The 20,244-nt window shown below is 70.2% G+C and carries 18 protein-coding genes; 5 read left to right on the forward strand and 13 right to left on the reverse strand.

The window, feature by feature from the left end; translation table 11 throughout:
* Positions 1-204: 204 nt before the first annotated feature.
* The 3 genes from ACIBK9_RS02870 to ACIBK9_RS02880 form a co-directional block, all read right to left on the reverse strand.
* Positions 205-2,517, reverse strand: a complete 2,313-nt coding sequence (locus ACIBK9_RS02870; RefSeq protein ID WP_397154688.1) for a sodium-translocating pyrophosphatase — start codon at positions 2,515-2,517, stop codon at positions 205-207.
* A gap of 2,196 nt (positions 2,518-4,713) precedes the next feature.
* Complete coding sequence (locus ACIBK9_RS02875) at positions 4,714-5,139, reverse strand: ATP-binding protein (protein WP_358290423.1); 426 nt, start codon at positions 5,137-5,139, stop codon at positions 4,714-4,716.
* 1 nt (position 5,140) lies between these two features.
* Positions 5,141-5,491 carry an STAS domain-containing protein gene (locus ACIBK9_RS02880; RefSeq protein WP_043629845.1) on the reverse strand — a complete coding sequence of 117 codons (351 nt, stop codon included), beginning with the start codon at positions 5,489-5,491 and terminating at the stop codon, positions 5,141-5,143.
* A 409-nt stretch (positions 5,492-5,900) separates the two neighbouring features.
* Between ACIBK9_RS02880 and ACIBK9_RS02885 the strand changes: the two genes are divergently transcribed.
* Positions 5,901-8,189: a DEAD/DEAH box helicase gene (locus ACIBK9_RS02885; protein ID WP_397154691.1), complete on the forward strand. Its 2,289-nt coding sequence runs from the start codon at positions 5,901-5,903 to the stop codon at positions 8,187-8,189.
* On the opposite strand, the gene ACIBK9_RS02890 is transcribed toward ACIBK9_RS02885, so the two are convergent.
* A complete protein-coding gene (locus tag ACIBK9_RS02890) occupies positions 8,186-8,323 on the reverse strand; it encodes a hypothetical protein (RefSeq protein WP_397154693.1) in 138 nt (45 codons plus the stop codon). The genes ACIBK9_RS02885 and ACIBK9_RS02890 overlap by 4 nt on opposite strands.
* Positions 8,324-8,783: 460 nt before the next feature.
* Positions 8,784-9,242, reverse strand: coding sequence for a MarR family transcriptional regulator (locus ACIBK9_RS02895; protein ID WP_358290429.1), 459 nt, complete (start codon positions 9,240-9,242; stop codon positions 8,784-8,786).
* Positions 9,243-9,305: 63 nt separating this feature from the next.
* On the opposite strand from ACIBK9_RS02895, the gene ACIBK9_RS02900 reads away from it, so the two are divergent.
* Positions 9,306-9,674, forward strand: a complete 369-nt coding sequence (locus tag ACIBK9_RS02900) for a VOC family protein (protein WP_397154696.1) — start codon at positions 9,306-9,308, stop codon at positions 9,672-9,674.
* Positions 9,661-10,524 (forward strand): NAD(P)H-binding protein, encoded by an 864-nt coding sequence (locus ACIBK9_RS02905; RefSeq protein ID WP_397154698.1) that lies wholly within the window; start codon positions 9,661-9,663, stop codon positions 10,522-10,524. Before ACIBK9_RS02900 ends, ACIBK9_RS02905 begins: the two co-directional genes overlap by 14 nt.
* A 277-nt stretch (positions 10,525-10,801) precedes the next feature.
* Here the strand turns inward: ACIBK9_RS02905 and ACIBK9_RS02910 are convergent, their stop codons facing one another.
* The 3 genes from ACIBK9_RS02910 to ACIBK9_RS02920 form a co-directional block, all read right to left on the reverse strand.
* Positions 10,802-11,164, reverse strand: coding sequence for an Rv3654c family TadE-like protein (locus ACIBK9_RS02910; RefSeq protein WP_387677916.1), 363 nt, complete (start codon positions 11,162-11,164; stop codon positions 10,802-10,804).
* A gap of 227 nt (positions 11,165-11,391) precedes the next feature.
* Positions 11,392-11,772 carry a TadE family type IV pilus minor pilin gene (locus ACIBK9_RS02915; protein ID WP_397154700.1) on the reverse strand — a complete coding sequence of 127 codons (381 nt, stop codon included), beginning with the start codon at positions 11,770-11,772 and terminating at the stop codon, positions 11,392-11,394.
* Positions 11,769-11,906, reverse strand: a complete 138-nt coding sequence (locus ACIBK9_RS02920; protein WP_387651699.1) for a DUF4244 domain-containing protein — start codon at positions 11,904-11,906, stop codon at positions 11,769-11,771. The genes ACIBK9_RS02915 and ACIBK9_RS02920 overlap by 4 nt, the downstream gene beginning before the upstream one ends.
* Before the next feature lie 91 nt (positions 11,907-11,997).
* Between ACIBK9_RS02920 and ACIBK9_RS02925 the strand changes: the two genes are divergently transcribed.
* Positions 11,998-12,120: a hypothetical protein gene (locus tag ACIBK9_RS02925; RefSeq protein WP_397154702.1), complete on the forward strand. Its 123-nt coding sequence runs from the start codon at positions 11,998-12,000 to the stop codon at positions 12,118-12,120.
* 195 nt (positions 12,121-12,315) lie between these two features.
* On the opposite strand, the gene ACIBK9_RS02930 is transcribed toward ACIBK9_RS02925, so the two are convergent.
* The 5 genes from ACIBK9_RS02930 to ACIBK9_RS02950 form a co-directional block, all read right to left on the reverse strand.
* On the reverse strand, positions 12,316-13,104 hold the full coding sequence (locus ACIBK9_RS02930; RefSeq protein ID WP_397154704.1) for a type II secretion system F family protein: 789 nt from the start codon (positions 13,102-13,104) through the stop codon (positions 12,316-12,318).
* A gap of 246 nt (positions 13,105-13,350) precedes the next feature.
* A complete protein-coding gene (locus tag ACIBK9_RS02935; protein ID WP_397154706.1) occupies positions 13,351-14,064 on the reverse strand; it encodes a type II secretion system F family protein in 714 nt (237 codons plus the stop codon).
* 13 nt (positions 14,065-14,077) lie between these two features.
* A complete protein-coding gene (locus tag ACIBK9_RS02940; protein ID WP_397154708.1) occupies positions 14,078-15,241 on the reverse strand; it encodes a TadA family conjugal transfer-associated ATPase in 1,164 nt (387 codons plus the stop codon).
* Positions 15,238-16,278, reverse strand: coding sequence for a septum site-determining protein Ssd (gene ssd / locus ACIBK9_RS02945; protein ID WP_397154710.1), 1,041 nt, complete (start codon positions 16,276-16,278; stop codon positions 15,238-15,240). Before ssd ends, ACIBK9_RS02940 begins: the two co-directional genes overlap by 4 nt.
* A 733-nt stretch (positions 16,279-17,011) precedes the next feature.
* Complete coding sequence (locus tag ACIBK9_RS02950) at positions 17,012-17,791, reverse strand: oxidoreductase (protein ID WP_358290459.1); 780 nt, start codon at positions 17,789-17,791, stop codon at positions 17,012-17,014.
* Positions 17,792-18,230: 439 nt separating this feature from the next.
* On the opposite strand from ACIBK9_RS02950, the gene acs reads away from it, so the two are divergent.
* Positions 18,231-20,204, forward strand: coding sequence for an acetate--CoA ligase (gene acs, locus ACIBK9_RS02955; protein WP_397154712.1), 1,974 nt, complete (start codon positions 18,231-18,233; stop codon positions 20,202-20,204).
* Positions 20,205-20,244 lie beyond the last annotated feature (40 nt).

The following is a 20,244-nucleotide window of genomic DNA, read 5'->3' on the forward strand; positions in this document are numbered from 1 at the left end:
GACGCCCAGATCCCGAGCCCGATGATCACGCCCAGGATGACCAGCATCGCCAGCAGGATCAGGCCCAGCGTCTTCCCGCCCGAGGGCCGGTTGTCCTCTTCCACCCGCCCAGTTTCCCACCGCGCCCCCGCCGTCCCCCGCGCCACCCGCCCGCATGCGAAGACGCCCGCCCCTGGCCGGGACGGGCGTCTCGTCGATCGGTCGTTACGAGGCCACGGGCTCGTGCTCGCGGTCGTTGTTGGCCGGCTCGCTCGTCACCGACCTGCGCTTGGAGACGACGATGGCTGCCACGACCACCGCCACCGCCACCACCGTGATGCCGATCCGCAGCGCGGCGTTGCCCGCGTACAGGACGACGGCCGGCGCGACCAGCAGCGCCACCAGGTTCATCACCTTGATCAGCGGGTTGATGGCCGGGCCCGCGGTGTCCTTGAACGGGTCGCCGACCGTGTCGCCGATGACCGTGGCGGCGTGGGCCTCGGAGCCCTTGCCGCCGTGGTGCCCGTCCTCGACCAGCTTCTTGGCGTTGTCCCAGGCGCCACCGGAGTTGGCCAGGAAGACGGCCATCAGGGTGCCGCAGGCGATCGCGCCGGCCAGGAACGCGCCGAGCGGCGCGTAGCCGAGCGCGAACCCGACCGCGATCGGGGTCATCACCGCCAGCAGGCCGGGCGTGGCCAGCTCGCGGAGCGAGTCGCGGGTGCAGATGTCCACGACGCGGCCGTACTCGGGCTTCTCGGTGCCGTCCATGATGCCCGGCTTGTTGCGGAACTGGTCGCGTACCTCGAAGACCACCCGCATGGCCGCGCGGCCGACCGCCGAGATCGCCAGGCCGGAGAACAGGAACACCACCGCGGCGCCGACGATCAGCCCCACCAGCACGTTCGGCTGGTCGATGCTGAGGCTGAAGGTGGAGAAGGCGCCCAGCGCCGCCTTGATGTCCTGGCCGGCCTTGGAGAGCTGGTCCTCCACCGCCGTGCGGAACGCGCCGAACAGCGCCGTCGCCGCCAGCACGGCCGTGGCGATGGCGATGCCCTTGGTGATGGCCTTGGTGGTGTTGCCGACGGCGTCGAGGCTGGTGAGCACCCGCGCGCCCTCGCCCTCGACGTCGCCGGACATCTCGGCGATGCCCTGGGCGTTGTCGGAGACCGGGCCGAAGGTGTCCATGGAGACGATGACGCCGACCGTGGTCAGCAGGCCGGTGCCGGCCAGGGCCACCGCGAACAGCGCGATCGTGACGTTCCCGAACCCGAGCAGGAACGCCCCGTAGACCGCGCCGCCGATGATCAGCGCCGAGTAGACGGCCGACTCCAGGCCGACGCTGATGCCGGCGAGGATGACGGTGGCCGGCCCGGTGGCCGAGCTCTCGCCGATCTCGCGCACCGGACGGCGGTTGGTCTCGGTGAAGTAGCCGGTCAGCAGCTGGATCGCGCTGGCCAGGACCAGGCCGATCAGCACCGCGCCCACCGCGATCAGGCGCGGGTCGGCGTCGGAGGTGACGGTCGAGCCCGACAGGGCGCCGAAGCTGCTGGGCAGATACCAGAAGGCCGCCGCGGCGACCAGCACCGCCGAGATCCCGGCCGAGATGAAGAAGCTGCGGTTGATCGCCGCCATGCCGCTGCGGTCGCGGTCGCGCAGCCCCGTGACGAAGATGCCGATGATCGCCGTCAGCACGCCGATCATGGGCACGATCAGCGGGAAGATCAGGCCCTGCTCGCCGAAGGCCACCTTGCCCAGGATGAGGCTGGCGACCAGCATGACCGCGTACGACTCGAACAGGTCGGCCGCCATGCCCGCGCAGTCGCCGACGTTGTCACCGACGTTGTCGGCGATCGTCGCGGCGTTGCGCGGGTCGTCCTCGGGGATGCCCTGCTCGACCTTGCCCACCAGGTCGGCGCCGACGTCGGCGGCCTTGGTGAAGATGCCGCCGCCGACTCGCATGAACATCGCCAGCAGCGCCGCCCCGAACCCGAAGCCTTCGAGAACGTGGGGCGCCTCGCCCTGGTAGATGAAGACGACCACGGCCGCACCGAGCAGCCCGAGGCCGACGGTGAACATGCCGGCGACGCCGCCGGTGCGGAAGGCGACGCGCATGGCGCGCTTCTCGCCCGACTCGTTGGCCGCGGCGGCGACGCGCACGTTTCCGCGCACCGCCAACCACATGCCCATGAATCCGGTCAATGCGGAGAACACCGCACCGACCACGAAGAAGATCGAGCGACCGACGCGTACGTCCATTTCGCCCGGCAGCAAGAGCAACAGGAAGGGAATGACGATCACGAAGACCGCCAGTGTGCGGAATTGGCGCGTGAGATAGGCAGCCGCGCCTTCCTGCACGGCTCGCGCGATGTTCTGCATGCGTTCGGTGCCCTGGCCGGCGGACAGCACCTCGCGTACGAGGCCGCCGGCGACGGCTAGCGCGATCAGCGCGACCGCGGCGACCACGATCACGATGGTGAGATTGTTACCGCTCAGGGACAGATTGGGCGCTGGCGCCAATGCCAGCATGTGCCTGCTCATCGTTCTCCTCGGCAAGACCGGTCGTCCTGCCCGAACGGTGCTGCGGATTTCTCGGCGGGCGGGTGCGGCACCATCCGGGTTGTGGGTGCCGCTTCCGGTTGAATCCGCGGTTCCGCCGGATCACCTTGGCCGGTGCCGGGAGTCTACGCAGGCACTGAACGGATATGAAGGCTCTCGGGGCGGCTATTTGCGCGGGCGTTCAGTAATCCCCTGACAGCGGGCCGGTTTGAGATCTGACAGGCGAAATTTCCTCAGGTTTACGGGCATGACAACCCCACAAATCGGACCGCCCGAAACCCAGATTTAATCCCCACGACACGCCGACCCACCCCACCCACACTCCCCACCGGCCACCCGAGCCCCCCCCGCAGCACCCCGGCACCACCGCTTGGCAGCACCGCATGGCAGCACCGCATGGCAGCACCTCCAGGCGCGACCTCCAGGCGCGACCTCCAGGCGCGACCGCCGGCCGCGACCGCCAGGTGCCACCTCCCCGCTACCTCCGCGCGCCACCTCCGTGCTACCTCCGCGCGCCACCTCCGTGCTACCTCCGCGAGACGCGGCGGGGCACCACGACCGACGGACGCGCCCCAGCAACACGGCCCGCCGAACGCACCCTGGCCAACGCGGCCCGATGACACAGCCCGCCAGGACACGTCCCGGCCAACACGGCTCGATGACACGGCCTCGCAGGGACACCCGGCCGACGCAGCCCGATGACATGGCCCGCCGGAGCTGCCCGGCCGCCGCGCCTCCCGCGTCACGGCCCACCGGACGCGGCCAACCGACGCGGGCCCGGCGACCCGGCCACCCACCGCCTCCTGGAGCCGTACGCCGTCCCTGACCTCCGGCCGGGCACCACTCGGGCCCGTGGCCGACACCGCCCCGCCCCTCCAGGCCACCTCCACGACAGCCCGGCGCCTCCCAATGCCGTACGCCCCCCTTGACCTCCCGGTCAGGCGCCAATCGGGCCCCTGGCCGACACCGCCCCGCCCCTTCAGGCCACCTCCCCGACAGCCGACAGCTCGCGCGTCGGCCCGAAAGGCTCTACACCGCCTCAAAGCCCCTGCGGCGGCCGAGAAGCTACGCCAGCCAATAGCCAAACCCGATGCCTCAATCTCGACCTGGAGCTCCCACGCGGCCCTCCGGATGTCGGTCCTGACAGCCCCATGTGCGGCCGCCACGCCTTTCTTCCAGTCGCCGCCAGTCACCCACCTCAACCCCATGCCCCTGCCGCCCCACCGCGAGGCCTCATGACGACCCGACTGACTATCCCCCGCCCATCCACAGCCTGTGGATAACTCTCGCCACCTTCCACAGACACCACTGGGGGAGCAAGATCCTATGGGGCAGTCGCATCGCTCCACCAGAACACCCCAAGCAGGCCCAGGCCGTATTTGCCGCCCTGGCCTTCGACCCTCGGTCGCGACCGCGCCACGCGGAGCCTTCGCAGCGACTGAGCCTTCAGCCCCCAGCCCAGGCGTTCGCCGCACTGACCTTCGGCAGTCAGCCTCCGGCCTTTGCCGCCGTAGACCTTGGCCCTTCGACCCCAGCCACTGACCCGCGCCCTGCGGAGCCGCCTGCACAGCCGGCCCGCAGTCCGCCCCCTGAGCAACCGCCCGATCGGAACCTGGGCGTCTCGCCGCACGACACAGCGGTTGAACGTGCGAAGCCGGGCTCTGGCCTGCTCCGAGGCCAAAGCTCCGTAAGCGTGCGGCGTAGAAGCGTCAGGCGTAGAGGCGTCAGGCGTAGAGGCGTGCGCCCCTCACACTGCTTCGACGCCGTTCCAGGCCCCGCACCGGACCGCCCTGAGCCGCTTCGGCCGGTACACGCCGAAGTCCCTGCGGCACCGAGCCCTGCACCGGAGCTCGCTGAACCGCTCCAGCCGAACCCCTGCACCAGACTTCGCCGAGCTTCGCACCGGGCGTGGCCGAATCCGGCGGCCGGGCCGTCCGACGTCCGCGCGCACACGCGCTGCCGCTTGTCGCAGAGCGGCGCAGGCCGTCCGGGCATGCCGACAGAACGAGGCACTCAGCGACCTCGTCAGGACATGCGGAAACATGGCGCGACTCGACAGGGATGAAGGCATGCCACAACCGAACATCCCCTCATCCCCGTCTATCGCCCCTAAAACCACACCCGACCAGCTCGAACACGCCCCTAGGGAGACAAGGGACCGATCCAAGCGATGTCAGGTCAGGAACCCACCCCGTTGGAGGCGGGCCAGCTCATCCGGATGTTCGTCCCCTTGGGGCTGGGGAAGACCTCGACGTCATCGGCCAGACCCGAGATGACGGCGATGCCGAAGCCTGACATGAACGAGTCAGAGAGCATGCCCAGATCGAGCGGCTGCTCCTGCTTGATCTCGTCACTGGGGGCCAGATCGCTGACCGTGACCTCGAAACGCCCGGAGTCGTCACGTAGCTCGATGCGGATGGGCTCGCCCGGGCAGTGAAGTCGATGCGCCTCGACCGCCCGGGAGCATGCCTCACCCACGGCGAGCCTGACTTCGTCCAGCAGCGATTCCTCCACGCCGGTACGCCGGGCGATCGCCGTGGCCACCAGCCGGGCGGTCCGCACGTGCGCGGGGAGAGCGCTGAACGTCAGCTCGACGGTAGCCATGCTACTTGTCTTTGCCGTGAGCTTCCTTGGCCTCGTCGACGGAAGCGTAAATCCCGAAGACCTTGGTCAGACCGGTGATGCGGAAGATCTTGAGGATGCGCTCCTGGGTGCACACCAGCTCAAGCGAGCCGTCGTGCGCCCGGACCCTCTTGAGCCCTCCGACGAGCACTCCCAGCCCCGTGGAGTCGAGGAAGTCGACCTTCTCCATGTTCACCAGAAGGTGGAAGTTGCCCTTGTTCACCAGGTCGATGAGGAGCTCACGCAATCTCGGCGCCGTGTAGACATCGATCTCACCCTCGACCTCCACGATGGTGAGTCGGTCTTCGGTGCGGTGATCCAACTTCAGATCCACAGATCCTCCAGCGCCTCGCCTGCGAAAGTACTCTTGCGGGCCTGGCAATCTGGAGCGTGGCCCCAGACTGTCCGACCCTGACGCGCGGCATTCAACCACGCGTCTGGCTTGTGTCTATACGAAATCACGATTCCCGGCGACTTTGCCCATCGATGCAAGACTGGAAACAGTGACTTCCTCGGCATCCTCCCCACAACAGGCAGGTCCACTCCTCGCCCACCTGCTCGGAGTTCCCGCACGTCATGAGCGTGTCACCCATGTGGAGCATGTTCCAGCACGTCAGGCGGGTCAAGCCCGTTGGCCGGACTGGGCTCCGGAAGTCCTGGTTACGCGCTTGGCGAACCGTGGAGTTACAGGACTCTGGCCCCACCAGTACGAAGCCGCCGACCTGGCTTTCCGTGGCCGAAACGTGATCATCAGTACGGGAACGGCCTCGGGCAAGTCCCTGGCGTACCTCACGCCGGCGGTGGCCTCCTGCCTCGACGGCGGCACCGTCCTGTACCTGACGCCGACCAAGGCCCTGGCCGCCGACCAGCTCCGCGGCCTGCGCGAACTGCGCATCACGCAGGTGCGCGCCGCCTGCTTCGACGGCGACACCCCTTTCGAGGAACGTACGTGGGTCCGCCAGCACGCCAACTACGTCCTGACCAATCCGGACATGCTTCACCGCGGTGTCCTGCCCCGGCACGCGCAGTGGTCCTCGTTCTTCCGCCGCCTCCGCATGGTCGTCGTGGACGAGTGCCATGGATACCGCGGCGTCTTCGGCTCGCACGTGGCCCAGATCCTGCGCCGCCTGCGCCGGGTCTGCGCCCGGTACGGCTCGCGCCCCACGTTCGTGCTCGCCTCGGCCACCGCGAGCGAGCCCGGCGTGTTCGCCATGAGGCTGACGGGGCTTGAGATGGACGAGGTGACCACCGATGCCTCGCCGAAGGGTTCCACGACCATCGCGCTCTGGGAACCGCCCCTGACGGATCTGCGGGGCGAGGGAGGGGCTCCTGTGCGTCGCACGGCGACCGCGGAGACCGCTGACCTCCTCGCGGACCTGGTTCTGGCGAACGTACGGACGCTCGCATTCGTGCGTTCGCGACGCGGCGCGGAGACGGTCGCCCTGTCCGCCCGCGCCAAACTCGCCGACGTCGCCTTCTCCGTCACCGCGCCTTGGCCTCCCCAAGCCACCCCCGAAACCGCTCCCGCGGACTTCTCCCCCAGCGCCGAGCCCCCGCCGCTCGCCTCCTCCTCGACCTCTCAGGACTCCGCTTCCCACACCGGAAGCCCCGCCTCCGGCGCCCAGGACCCGCGCCGCCCCATCCCCGCGAGCCCGCTCACCTGGGCCATCCCCGACGACGTCCAAGACCTGGCCGCCCTCCCCGACAAGGTCGCCGCCTACCGCGCCGGCTACCTCGCCGAGGACCGCCGTCTCCTGGAGAAGGCCCTGCGCGCCGGCACCCTCATGGGCCTGGCCACCACGAACGCCCTCGAACTCGGCGTGGACGTCTCGGGCCTGGACGCCGTACTGATCGCCGGCTGGCCCGGCACCCGCGCCTCCCTCTGGCAGCAGGCCGGCCGGGCGGGACGCGACGGCCAGGACGCCCTCGCCGTGCTCATCGCCAGGGACGATCCCCTGGACACCTACCTCGTCCACCACCCGCAGGCCCTGTTCGGACGGCCGGTGGAGGCGATCGTCCTGGACCCGGACAACCCGTACGTCCTGGGCCCACATCTGTGCGCCGCCGCCGCCGAGATCCCGCTGACGGACGACGACCTGCCCGTCTTCGGCACCACCACCCCCGACGTCCTGGAAGACCTGGTCGCCCGGAACCTCCTGAGACGCCGTCCCGCGGGCTGGTTCTGGACCCGTCGCGAACGCGCCACCGACCTCGCCGACATCAGAGGCGGCGGAGGCGCCCCGATCCAGGTGGTCGAGTCCTCGACCGGCCGCCTGCTCGGCAGCGTGGACGAGCCGTCCGCCCACACCACGGTCCACACCGGCGCGGTCTACATCCACCAGGGCGAGACCTTCCTCGTGGAGACCCTCGACCTGGACTCCGGAGTCGCCCTGGTCGAGGCCGCCAATCCCGACTACTCCACGTTCGCCCGCGACATCACTGACATCTCCATCCTGGCCACCCAGCGCTCCCGCTCCCTCGGCCCGGGAACGCTGCACTTCGGCGAGGTGGAGGTGACCAGGCAGGTGGTCTCGTACCTGAAAAGGCGCCTGCAGTCAGGCGAGATGCTCGGCGACGAACCCCTCGACCTGCCGCCCCGCACCCTCCGCACCCGCGCGGTCTGGTGGACCCTGCCCGCCACGGCGGTCGCGCCGCTCGCGGCGGCGGACATCGACCTCGGCGGCGCCGCACACGCCGCCGAGCACGCCTCGATCGGCCTGCTCCCCCTGTTCGCCACCTGCGACCGATGGGACATCGGCGGCGTCTCCACCGAACTGCACGCCGACACCGGCCTGCTCACCGTCTTCGTGTACGACGGCCACGAAGGCGGCGCGGGCTTCGCCGAACGCGGCTACGCGCGGGCCACCGACTGGCTGACGGCCACGCGTGAGGCGATCGCGTCCTGCGAGTGCGAGCGCGGGTGCCCGTCCTGCATCCAGTCCCCGAAGTGCGGCAACGGCAACGAGCCCCTGCACAAACGCGGCGCGCTCCAGCTCCTGGACATCCTCCTCACCCCCGGCCCCCTGTCCTAACTGTCACCCTTCTCCGGCCGACGCCCCGCACGCATCCGCTCTGCGTCGTCGTCGTAGGCGTCATCGTCATCGTCGGCGGCCCAGAAGTCGCCGGCGCCCGGCAGCGGACGCTCCCAGAAGCCGCTGTCCTCCATGCACCTGGGCGACGGGGGCAGGTAGTCGTCCCATCGCTGCTCCAGGGGTGGCGGGTGGGACAGCGGGCCGGGCTCGGGAACGTCCGTGACGGCTCAGCTGGGCAATGCGATGCACGGCGGCTCCTGCCGCACATCCCGCCCTGTCTCCCCCGCCGTTTCCCGGCCCGCTTCCGGCCGAGCCCCATGACGGGCTGACTCCTGCACTTCCTGGGCCGCGCGTAAGTCCTGCACGCTCAGCTGGACGCAGAACAACCGACACCACCTCCCCCGACGCCCCACCCGGCACCTTCGCCACCCTGGGCTCCGCCTCGCCCCCACACGAGCCTTCACTAATTCGCTCGCCTGACGATTTATCGACTCAATCGCAGAACAAGGTGCCGGTTTTCGAGGTCACTCGCACAGATTTCCACGCCCGCCCGCACCCCTGACCCGACGCGGCGAGTCGTGCACCGAGAAACGACTAGGCACCGCCGTCACCATCGCGCAGCGAATGAATCATGCTCTGCAAAATCCGGAACGCGTCCGACTGCTCGGCGTCGGTCATGCCGGCCAGCATTCTGACCTCGACGGACCGGACCGCCGCGCTCGCCTTCTCCAGACTCCGTCGTCCGCGAGGCGTGAGCCGCGCCGGAAGAGCCTTTCCGACGGGCGCCTCCGCTGGCCTGGTCACGTAGCCGTCTCGTTCCAGGGTCTGGAGCAGCACGTTCATCGACTGCCGGGTCACGAACGCGCCACGCGCGAGCTCGGAGTTCGACAAGCCCGGTCGTTGAGCCAGCAACTCCAGGCAGGAGTAGTGCGTCACGGTCATCCCGAGTGGCCGCAGCACCTCCTCCATGGCTGCGCGCAGGGCGCTCGAAGCCTCTTTCAGCAGGTAGCCCAGCGATTTGTCCAGGTCGACGCCGGCACCGTTTTGACTCATGTCAGTATTCTGACATACATTGCGACGTGTCAGCTAACTGACATGACGACAAGGAGCATCACCATGCCCGTCACCGGCCCCGACTTCATCTCCCTGCAAGCGCGCGACCTCAACGCTTCGCAGGCGTTCTACGAGCAATACCTCGGCCTCGTCCGCTCGCAGGCCGGTCCTCCGCACGCCGTCGTCTTCGAGACGAAGCCGATCGCGTTCGCACTCCGCGAGGTCGTTCCCGGCACCGATCTCGCCTCCGTTCCCCAGCCCGGCATCGGTGCCGCGATCTGGCTCCACGCCACCGACGTCCAGGCCATCCACGACGCCCTCGTCGCCGACGGTCACACCATCGTCTCCGCACCGATCGACGGCCCCTTCGGCCGCACCTTCACCTTCGCCGACCCCGACGGCTACCAGATCACCCTCCATGACCGCGCCTGAGGCGAGCACCCTCGTCTTCGGGGCCACCGGGGCACTCGGTCGCCACGTCCTGAACGCGCTGGTCGCTCGGGGAACCAGCCCAGGAACGATCACCGCGGCCGGTCGGAACCAAGCGCGCCTCGGGGAACTTGCTTCCACCGGGTTCGGCACCGCCGCCGTCGACCTGTCGGATTCGGCCAGCGTCGCAGCGCTGGTTGCCAGGCACTCCGACATCGTGTTGATCTCGGGCAGAGACCCGAACCGCCTTGCTCAGCACGAGTCGGTCGTCAAGGCGGCGAAGAACGCCAAGGTCCGACACGTCTACTACACCAGCGGAGTCCGGGCCGACGACGACCGCTTCGAGATCAACGCGGACCACAGAGCGACAGAGGACGCTCTCACCGCTTCCGGCGTGACGTACACGATCCTGCGGAACACCTGGTACATCGAGAACTACATCCAGGCGCTGGCAGGCCCCCGCTTCTCCGGCGTTCTGGCCGCCGCGACCGGCAACGCCGTCGTTGCCCCAGCCAGCCGGAAGGACCTGGCTGAGGCGTTGGCCACCGTCGTCACCACAGACGGGCACGACAATGTGACTTACAGCCTCTCCGGCGACACGAACTTCAGCTACGCCGACATAGCCGAAGCAATGTCGGTCGTCCTGAAGCGCGAGGTCACCTACCGGCCTGTCACTCCCGAAGAATTGCAGGCAGCGCTCATCAACTCGGGGATGGACAGCGAACTGGCCGGCTTCTTGGCACGTCTCGATGAAACCATCGCCGCCGGAGTCTTCGCTCGGGTCGGTGACGATCTTCCTCGACTCCTCGGCAGGCCAACCACCGGCCTGGTCGAGGGACTGACAGCAGAGTGAACACCGGGGCTGGCGCAGGCGAATCGACATCTCGGCTCGCGCCGCCCCTTCTCCCGATCAGCGCGTCTGGCGCAACGCCGTCAGTTTGAATCACGGTCGAAGCGGGCGGCCATAGAGACTGCACGCATGTGGGCCACGACGCCGGCACGCGTTTCTCAGCCTGAGGAGCCGGTCGCCGGACTCGCGCGACACGCCCCCAGGCTTGCACGTGTCGCGGTCGGTCACGCGCCCCCAAGGCCCAGGACGGTGGCCTGACGGCCGACTGCTGCAACGGTTGCTACCCAGGTGACATCGTGACCGGCCCCGCGCGAGACCTGCCCGTAAGAGTGTGTGCTCCGGCGATCGGCAAGGTGATCGACAGAGAGGTCCGGACATCCGCGATCTCTCCCGTGATCTCACAAGCCGCCAGTCGGACGCCGTTCCTTCTGGCCAACGCGGCCGCCCTGCCGCAAGCGCCCTCCGGATCGATGATCGCCGCTCTGGCCGCGGCCAGAGCGCTCAGATCGGCCGCGCTGTCAACCCGATGGCGAGCCACCCGAACCGCCCCCACGGAGGCCAACCCTCCGGCAACCGCCATCAGGAGCCCCATGAGGGCCACTCCCCATAAGGTCGCCGACCCTCGTTCCTTGTGCTTGATCATCCTTGTCCTCGGAGTGATTGATCGGTGAAGCTCGTCGCTTCGCCCGGCTTTGAGACGCTTCTGCGCCTCCCGCACGGACGATCTCCGTGCCGCGTCGCGGAGTTGTTGTCTCTTCTTGTGGGTAGAAGACGCCGTAGGGGTTGGAGATTTCGCCCCCCGACTGCCAGGAGGACACGAGGGCTCATGTCCTCCTGGCAGATCTCATTTCGGCGAGTACCTGCGTGACGTCACGGTTCTGTGGCGGCTGTCGCCGAGGCCGACACGGGGACGGCCGGTAGCGAAACGCCCCAAGCTGGTCGTACATCTACTGCGATCTCTACGTGGGTGAATTCTGCGTCGCGGGTGATCTCTACGTGTGCGTCTGGGCGAGTGGCCGAGCGGGCGAGCTCGCGGACCTGGTCCAGCGGCTCACCTCGGGCTGCGGCGCGCACAGCGGCTCGGGCTGCGTCTACACATTCCAGTTGGACGTTCACCGCTTGTATGGCCCAGAGCGCGGCTGCCAGGACGATCATGAGCGCGGGCAGCATGGCGGCGGTCTCGGCCGTCACCGAACCGCGTGATGGCGACCGTTTCCTGGTGGCGGCGTTCCGCGTCTGGTGGAGGGTCATCCGGTCATCTTGAGCGCTCGGTCTATGAGGGACTTCAGCATCTCCTGTACCTCTGGGCTGCTGACCACCTTGAACAGGAGCGCGGCGAAGGCGCAGGCCGCGATGGTGCCGACTGCGTATTCGGCTGTGGACATGCCGCGCTCTCTGTTCGCGACAGCGCAGGTGATCCACTTGCCCGGGTACCAGCGTGAGCTCTGCCCAGTGGGCCCACCGGGAGGACCGGAGGTGGTCGAGGAAGCGTGGGCGGCTTCCGTCTCGACGTTGGAGGAGTCGTCGGCTTCGAGGGGCGGCGCGGCGGTGGCCGGCTCGGTGCAGGCGGTGGGCCGGGGTGAAGTGGCGTACGCGTGAGCTGGAGTGGGGCTGAGGGTGCCTGGCATGGTGGCGGGACCTTGCATCGTGCCTCCAGGTGGTCGGAGCCGGGTCTTGTCCGGCGGGAGTCCAAGATTCGCCGAGAAGGCACAGCTGCCGTCAGGCCGAATGGCGTTCTGGGGATAGTCCAGCGGGGTCGGCCCTCAGGCTGTGGACAACGCCGCCGTCGGGACGTCACGGCAGGACGATCGTGGAGGCGAGGCCGGCGATCACCGGGATGATGCCCAGCAGGACGAAGGCCGGCAGGAAGCACAGGCCCAGCGGGGCGACCGCCTTCACGCCCACGGTCCGGGCGGCGGCGAGTGAGGCGGCTCTGGCTGTGTCCCTCGCGTCGTCGGCCAGGCGGGTCAGGACGTCCGCCAGCGGGGCGCCGGTCTGCGCGGCCCGGCTCATCGCTCTCGACAGCTGGCTCAGGGCCGGGTCCTTCGCCAGGGTTGCCCAGGTCGGCTCGGGGTCGGCGCCCAGGCGGAGTTGGCTGCCCACCCATGCCAGACGCTGACCGAGAGGGCCGCCGATCGTGGTCGCTGCCAGGTCGGTGGCGGCGGTCACCGGCTGTCCGGCGAGAAGGCAGGCGGTCATCAGGTCGGCGGCGAAGGGGAGATCGGCGGTGATCTGCTCGCGTTCCTGGCGGGACGGCGGGGGTTCCTTCCTGTGCAGGATCAGGGCGGTGACCGGGGTCAGCAGCAGGGCCACCGTGATTCCTGGGAGGCCGCCGACCAGGAGGGCGGTGATCACGCCGGTGATGGCGGCGGCGGTGACGGTTCTGCGGGTCGGGCGGCGGTGGCGGGGGTCCTTCTTGTCGAGCCAGTCGGGCTGGGCGGGGGTGTCCGTCGGAGAGATGGCGGGGCTCGACGGCGGGTCGGGTGAGGGCAGGAGGCGGGTGAGGCGGTCTACGGGGGTGCGTGGGGCCGACCACAAGAAGGCGGCGAGGGCTGCGCAGAAGGCGGACAGCAAAGGGAGCATCGGGCGGATCCAGTGGTTCGGGCGGACGTGGATGAAGACGGCTCGGCAACGGGGATGAGCACGACTCCGACGGGCGGGGACGCGGACGACCCGGACGGGCGAGGATGAGCACGGCTCAGGGAGGACGACTCGCCGGAATAAGGACCTACAGGCTTCCCTGGAGTGCTGGCCTACAGGACCCGCATGAGTGCAGAGCCACACGACTCGCCGGAGCCCTGGCCTACAGGTGTTCGGGGACGTGGCGGGTCAAGGTTGGGCCTTGGTGGCCATGCGGTGGGTCCACCACAGGCCGCAGACGTCGAGGGCGATGCCGGACAGGAGGCAGAGCAGGCCCGGCAAGGTGCCGAACAGGAAGCTCATCGGGTGCATGTTGAGCGCTCCCGCCATGACCAGGCCGAGAACCGGCAGGGCCGCGAGCATCCGGGCTGTGGTGCGGGGGCCGGCCAGTTGGGCGGCGACGTCCTGGCGGTGGGTCTGAGCGGCGCGGAGCGTGCCGCCGACTCGTTCGACCAGTGCGGACATGCCTGCGCCCACGGTGAGGCTGACGTCCCAGCAGGCCGCGAGCCGGCGGAGGCCCTCGCCGCCCTGAGCCGGCGCCGCCGCCGTGAGGGCCGCGGAGACGTCGCCGCCGTCTCGTGCGGCGGCCAGGGCGGGGCGCAGGGCTTCCGGGTCGGGGAAGTCGACTGCCGTGATGGCTCGGGTCAGGGCTTCGCCTGGGGTGCGGCCCGCGGCGAGCTCGGCCGAGAGCGACTGGCACAGCTCTATGGAGGCCCGGCGCCAGGAGTCGGCGCGGCGGGCGGGGCCGGGGCGAGTGAGGGTGGCCCGCAGCAGGTGCTGCCATGGGAGACGGCGATGGCGAGCGGTCAGGAGCGCGTGCAGGCGGAGGGCGGGCGTGGCGGGGCCGGTCCACAGCCAGATGGCACAGGCTGTGGACAGGGCCGAGACGATCGCGGCGGTCATCGTCCGGGGGCCTTCATGATGTCCTGCGCAACAGGGATTCGTAGCCGGGGCCGGTGTGGGTGGAGCCGTTCGGGGCGAAGGTGAGGGCGGGGAGCGACTCGACGAGGCCGGCCGGGGCTCTGGAGAGCAGGCAGATCTCGGCGACGCGCCTTCGGCCGTCGCTGCGGGTGCGGGTCAAGTGGACGACCACGTCGAGGGCCGCGGCCAGCTGGCTGTGCACGGCCTCCCTGGTCAGGCCCGCCGCGCAGCCGAGGGCTTCCAGGCGGGGTGGCACGTCGGCGGCGGCGTTGGCGTGCAGCGTGCCGCAGCCGCCCTCGTGGCCGGTGTTCAGGGCGGCGAGCAGGTCGACGACCTCCGCTCCCCTGACCTCGCCCACCACGAGCCGGTCGGGACGCATGCGCAGCGCCTGGCGCACCAGATCGCGCAGCCCCACCCCGCCCGCTCCTTCGAGGTTGGCCGGGCGGGTCTCCAGGCGGACCACGTGGGGGTGCAGAGGGCGTAGCTCGGCGGAGTCCTCCACCAGCAGGAGACGTTCGGCCGGGTCGGCCTGGGACAGGAGGGCCGACAGGAGCGTGGTCTTGCCCGTGCCGGTGCCACCCGTGACGAGGAAGGCCAGGCGGGCGTCGACCATCGCCGTCAGCACCGTGACGGCCGCCGGGGCGATCGTGCCGGCCGACACCAGGTCGGACAGGGTGAAGGTGCGGCGCGGCGGCAGGCGCAGCGACACGCAGGTGCCGCCGGACGCGATCGGCGGCAGGACGGCGTGCAGCCGGACGCCGCCCGCCAGCCGCGCGTCCACATAAGGCGACGCGTCGTCGAGCCGGCGACCGGCGGCGGCCGCGAGGCGCTGGGCCAGCCTGCGGACCGCTCCGTCGTCGGTGAAGGTGACGGAGGTGCGGCGCAGGCCGCCGCCGTCGTCGATCCAGACCTCGCGTGGGCCGTTGACCAGGACGTCGGTGACGTCGGGACGGGCCAGCAGCGGCTCCAGCGGACCGGCGCCGATCAGGTCGGCGCACAGGGCGCGGGCCACCGCCAGGATCTCGGCGTCTCCGTAGACCGAGCGTTCGGCCCGGAGCGCCACGGCCACCTGGGCCGCCGTCGGCTCCACACCGGCGCGCGCCAGCCGGACGCGGACGGCCTCCACGAGCTCCGGAGAGACCTCCTCGGCGGCGCTCATGCCGGAAGCAGGTCGCGGAGGAGGGCGGCGCAGAGGGTGCCGAGAACCGTGCGCGGGCCGAGCCTGGGCAGCTCGCCGCGGTTGAGGGTGGCGGTGAGCCTCGGATGGTCGGGCAGGTGGGCGGCGACGGGGATGCCGAGGGACGCCGCGGCCGTCTCCTCGTCGAGGACGCCGGGACGGAGCACGGCCCGCACGTCGGAGGCGTGTTTACGCAGCTCGCCCAGGACCTGGACGGTGGACAGGATGCCGCGCAGGTCTGCCGTGGTGACCGTCAGGGTCGTGGTCGCCCTGGTGAGTGCTTCCACGGCGGCCGGGTCGAGATGGCGTGGCAGGTCGACGACGATCAGGTCGAAGCCGCGCCGGCCCGCTTCCAGGACCGAGCGCATGGCCTGGGGCGGGATGGCGGCCACCTCCCCGCGGTGGAAGGACAGGACGGCGAGGTCGCCGAACGACGGGAGCGCCGCCTGCAGGGCGCTGGAGCTGATCCTTCCCTCCCGCGCCACGAGGTCGCCCCAGCGGGCGCCCGCCGACTCCTCGTGGCCGAGCAACGCGTCGATGCCGCCGCCCAGCGGGTCGGCGTCGATCAGCAGCGTACGGAGGCGGTCGCCCGAGGCGCGCAGAGCCAGGCAGGCGGCGACCACGCTCGCGCCCGCCCCGCCGTGGCCGCCGATCACGCAGGTCACCGCGCCGGACCGGGGCTCGGGCTCCATGGCGTCGGCGAAGCGTTCCACGAGGTGGCGTTCGTCGCCCGGGAGGCGTACGACGGCCTGGGCGCCCACCGCCACGCACTTTCGCCACGTGTCGGGGTCGTCGGGGGCGCGGGTCACCAGGAGCACCTGGTCGCGGGCGGGCGGCGAGGCGGCGGAGAGGGCGTCGGCCTGGTCGGGGCCGATGGCGACCATGGGGGCGAGGTTCCAGTAAGGGCGCGCGCCGGCGGGGGTGTGGGCCACGTCGAGCTGGGCGCCGGCGGCGGCCGCGATGCGGACCAGGTCGTCGAGGAGGTCGTGGTCCTCGGTGATGACCAGGGGGCGGTGCACGGGGTCCTCCTCTTGCGGGGGCGGGGGAGGCCAACCCTGCCGAGGAGGACGGACGTCGCGAGAGGGCGAACGGGATTCTGGGGACGGCGGCGCGGAGGCGCGGGCCGCCTGTGGACAACCGGTGAGCCCAGCACGACCTGGGGCGGAAAAAGGGCGACCCCCGCCGGGGGGGAGAGCGGGGGTCGCCTGATCGGTCCGGCTCCGGGGGGGTAGAGCCGGTCCCGTTTCAGAAGAAAGCTTTCATCACTTCACCGGAGCATGGCAAGAGACTTGCAAAGCAATCCCTCACACAGCCGCTCCAGTTTCGGGCGATACCACCGTATGCTGCCCGATCCACTCGAGTTTCGTCGAGCAGTAATCTGGCATTTTCGCCAAGTTTTTTCGCTACCCCATAACAATCACATAAAGGCGATCACTGTCCGTAATCGTCACAGGTAGATAACGGGTTGGCGTTCGCGGGCGCCGCAACGGGACCCTCCCGGCAGCTCCACGGCTCGGTAAAGGTCTTGCTCCAAGGGGTTCCCATCAGGGGGGATCCGACGTAGAAAGGTGTTACGGACCACTTGTCCGGGTGCATCAGCCGGGCACCCACGTGCGACCAGCCGCGGGAGGCGCGTCGTGACGGGCTTGACCCGCTCCGACGGATTGAGGTGCACGCTTGGTAACCCGGTGTGATGCACAGGCGGACGGCGTCTCTGACGAGACGCCGTCAGCTATGTGACCAGCCCGTCCGTCAGCCCCGCTGCATCGCTTCGCAGATCGCGGTCGTCTCCCGTACCCCCAGGCTTACCGCCGAGGCACAGTGTTGTACCCACTGGCCGACGCCCTCCGGAGTCCCGGTCAGGTACGCCCGCAGCGCCTCCGCGTACGGCAGCTCCAGGTGCCCGATCTCCACGACGACCAGCGACTTCGGGTCGAGCCCGTACTCGACCAGGGTCAGCCGCTCCGCGGAGCGCGCCACGACGCCGTCGCACGTACCGAACGGACGCAGCACCGCCAGCTCGGCGTGCACCACGGCGGCCAGCACGATCGCGGGCGCCTTGCCCGCGCCCTCCAGCAGCCGGAGCAGGGCCTCCATCCGCGTCGCGGTCTCCGCGGCCCCCGGCGCGGGGCCGAGCCCGAGCGGGTCGGGGGCGGAGTCGTCCGTGCGGGGACGTCCCAATGCGGGCTGGTCGGCGAGCCCCGCGGCGGCGACGGTGTGCAGGCGGGCCAGCACCTGCCTCGGGGCCTTCCGCCAGGTGGCGCCGAGCCGGCCCATCTCCGCGGACGCCCGCAGCGCCCCCTGGACCAGCGGGTCGTGCACCTCGTCGCGGCGCAGCGCGTCCAGCGGCACGTCGGCGCCCTCGATCGCGGCCGAGGCCCGCGCGCCGCGCAGGGACGACTCGGTGGACACCGCCGGGCTCGCCCGGCGCAGGACGCGATGCCGATAGAGCCGGTCGACGGCCTGCCGCGCCTCGTCAACCGCCTCGGACACGCCTGGGAACCGCGCGATGACGGCCAATGGGTCACTCACGAAAACCGACCTTACCGGCGGGTACACCATGCCCCGCCAGGGACCACACCCCCCGCCGCAAAAGGCATCTCGCCGGGCCCCGCCATGGACCACACCCCCCGCCGGAAAGGGCACCACGCCGGGCCCCGCCGGACACCGCTCCGCCGCCGCACAAGGCGCCGCGGGAGCGCGACATAAGCTCCCACGCCGCCCCCGCCATGGACCGGACCGCCGCCGGATTAGGCGCCACGGCGACCCCCGCTTTTTCCCGCCACGCCGAACCGCATATTCTCCTGATTTCAGGATGACAACAGTTCAATTGCGTTTGTCATGCGAGCTGATAATCATGCGGCCACCCACGCGAATCGGTACAGACCTGTCTAGACCTCTTGTGTGGGAAGGCCGTGAGCTGGTGAAGTGGGACCCGACCTATCCCACCTGGCCATAGAAGGAGCACGAAGTGGCCCCGGAGACCCCTGGCAACGAGACCCAGGCGCTGTCCAACCTGCTGCAGGAGAACCGCCGGTTCGCACCACCGGCTGAGCTGGCCGCGGCCGCGAACGTGACCGCCGCCGCCTACGCCGAGGCCGACGCCGACCGTCTCGCCTTCTGGGAGCGCGCGGCCGAGCGGCTGACCTGGGCCAGGCGGTGGGACACGACGCTGGAGTGGAACGCGCCGTTCGCCAAGTGGTTCGTCGGCGGCGAGCTCAACGTCGCCTACAACTGCGTCGACCGGCACGTCGAGGAGGGACGCGGCGACAAGGTCGCCTACCACTGGGAGGGCGAGCCCGAGGGCGACAGCCGCACGCTCACCTACGACGACCTCAAGAGCGAGGTCAGCAAGGCCGCCAACGCCCTGCAGGAGCTCGGCGTGGGCAAGGGCGACCGGGTGGCCATCTACATGCCGATGATCCCCGAGCTGCCGATCGCGATGCTGGCCTGCGCCCGCATCGGCGCGATCCACTCGGTGGTGTTCGGCGGCTTCTCCGCCGGCGCGCTCAAGAGCCGCATCGACGACGCCGACGCCAAGCTCGTGATCACGGCCGACGGCGGCTACCGCCGCGGCAAGCCGAGCGCCCTCAAGCCCACCGTGGACGAGGCCGTCGCCGAGTGCCCGCAGGTGGAGAACGTGCTCGTCGTACGACGTACCGGCCAGGACGTCGCGGTGGGCGAGAAGGACGTGTGGTGGCACGACCTGGTCGAGCGCCAGAGCGACCAGCACACCGCCGAGCCCCACGACGCCGAGGACCCGCTGTACATCCTCTACACCAGCGGCACCACCGGTAAGCCCAAGGGCATCCTGCACACGACCGGCGGCTACCTCACCCAGACGGCCTGGACGCACCACGCGGTCTTCGACCTCAAGCCCGAGACCGACATCTACTGGTGCACGGCCGACATCGGCTGGGTCACCGGCCACTCCTACATCGTCTACGGCCCCCTCGCCAACGGCGCGACCAGCGTCATCTACGAGGGCACCCCGGACACCCCGCACCGCGGCCGGTTCTGGGAGATCGTGCAGAAGTACAAGGTCACGATCCTCTACACCGCCCCCACGGCGATCCGGACGTTCATGAAGTGGGGCGACGACATCCCCGCCAAGTTCGACATGTCCAGCCTGCGCGTCCTGGGCTCGGTCGGCGAGCCGATCAACCCCGAGGCCTACGTCTGGTACCGGGAGAACATCGGCCACGACCGCTGCCCGGTCGTGGACACCTGGTGGCAGACGGAGACCGGCGCGATCATGATCAGCCCGCTGCCGGGCGTCACCTCGGCCAAGCCGGGCGCGGCGATGCGGCCGCTGCCGGGCATCAACGCCGACGTGGTCGACGACCAGGGCAACAGCGTGCCGAACGGCGGCGGCGGCTTCCTCGTGGTGCGCGAGCCGTGGCCCGCCATGCTCCGCACGATCTGGGGCGACGACCAGCGCTACATCGACACGTACTGGTCGCGGTTCGAGGGCATGTACTTCCCCGGCGACGGCGCGAAGAAGGACGAGGACGGCGACCTGTGGCTGCTCGGCCGCGTCGACGACGTCATGCTCGTCTCCGGCCACAACATCTCCACCACCGAGGTGGAGAGCGCGCTGGTCAGCCACCCCAAGGTCGCCGAGGCGGCCGTGGTCGGCGCCACCGACCCGGTGACCGGCCAGGCCATCGTGTCGTTCGTGATCCTGCGCGGCAGCGCCGAGGAGAGCGACGACATCGCCGCCGAGCTGCGTGACCACGTGGCCAAGACGCTCGGCCCGATCGCCAAGCCGCGGCAGATCCTGGTCGTGCCCGAGCTGCCGAAGACCCGCTCCGGCAAGATCATGCGCCGCCTCCTGCGCGACGTGGCCGAGAACCGCAGCATCGGCGACGTCACCACGCTGGCCGACAGCACGGTGATGAACCTCATCTCCGACAAGCTGCCCGCGGCCAAGTCCGAGGACTGATCAGGCCGCAAGTCAGCTGAGGCGCATGCCCGAACCGGGC

This window comes from Nonomuraea sp. NPDC050227, from assembly GCF_044459705.1.
Lineage (GTDB): Bacteria > Actinomycetota > Actinomycetes > Streptosporangiales > Streptosporangiaceae > Nonomuraea.

Coding starts and splice junctions, on each gene's coding strand:
- ACIBK9_RS02875 (WP_358290423.1), bottom strand. CDS start 5,139: ATGGCTACCGTCGAGCTGACGTTCAGCGCTCTCCCCGCGCACGTGCGG.
- ACIBK9_RS02930 (WP_397154704.1), bottom strand. CDS start 13,104: ATGCTCCCTTTGCTGTCCGCCTTCTGCGCAGCCCTCGCCGCCTTCTTG.
- ACIBK9_RS02910 (WP_387677916.1), bottom strand. CDS start 11,164: ATGATCAAGCACAAGGAACGAGGGTCGGCGACCTTATGGGGAGTGGCC.
- ACIBK9_RS02870 (WP_397154688.1), bottom strand. CDS start 2,517: ATGAGCAGGCACATGCTGGCATTGGCGCCAGCGCCCAATCTGTCCCTG.
- ACIBK9_RS02935 (WP_397154706.1), bottom strand. CDS start 14,064: ATGACCGCCGCGATCGTCTCGGCCCTGTCCACAGCCTGTGCCATCTGG.
- ACIBK9_RS02915 (WP_397154700.1), bottom strand. CDS start 11,772: ATGACCCTCCACCAGACGCGGAACGCCGCCACCAGGAAACGGTCGCCA.
- ACIBK9_RS02920 (WP_387651699.1), bottom strand. CDS start 11,906: ATGTCCACAGCCGAATACGCAGTCGGCACCATCGCGGCCTGCGCCTTC.
- ACIBK9_RS02900 (WP_397154696.1), top strand. CDS start 9,306: ATGCCCGTCACCGGCCCCGACTTCATCTCCCTGCAAGCGCGCGACCTC.
- ACIBK9_RS02890 (WP_397154693.1), bottom strand. CDS start 8,323: ATGGAGGACAGCGGCTTCTGGGAGCGTCCGCTGCCGGGCGCCGGCGAC.
- ACIBK9_RS02895 (WP_358290429.1), bottom strand. CDS start 9,242: ATGAGTCAAAACGGTGCCGGCGTCGACCTGGACAAATCGCTGGGCTAC.
- ACIBK9_RS02940 (WP_397154708.1), bottom strand. CDS start 15,241: ATGAGCGCCGCCGAGGAGGTCTCTCCGGAGCTCGTGGAGGCCGTCCGC.
- ACIBK9_RS02905 (WP_397154698.1), top strand. CDS start 9,661: ATGACCGCGCCTGAGGCGAGCACCCTCGTCTTCGGGGCCACCGGGGCA.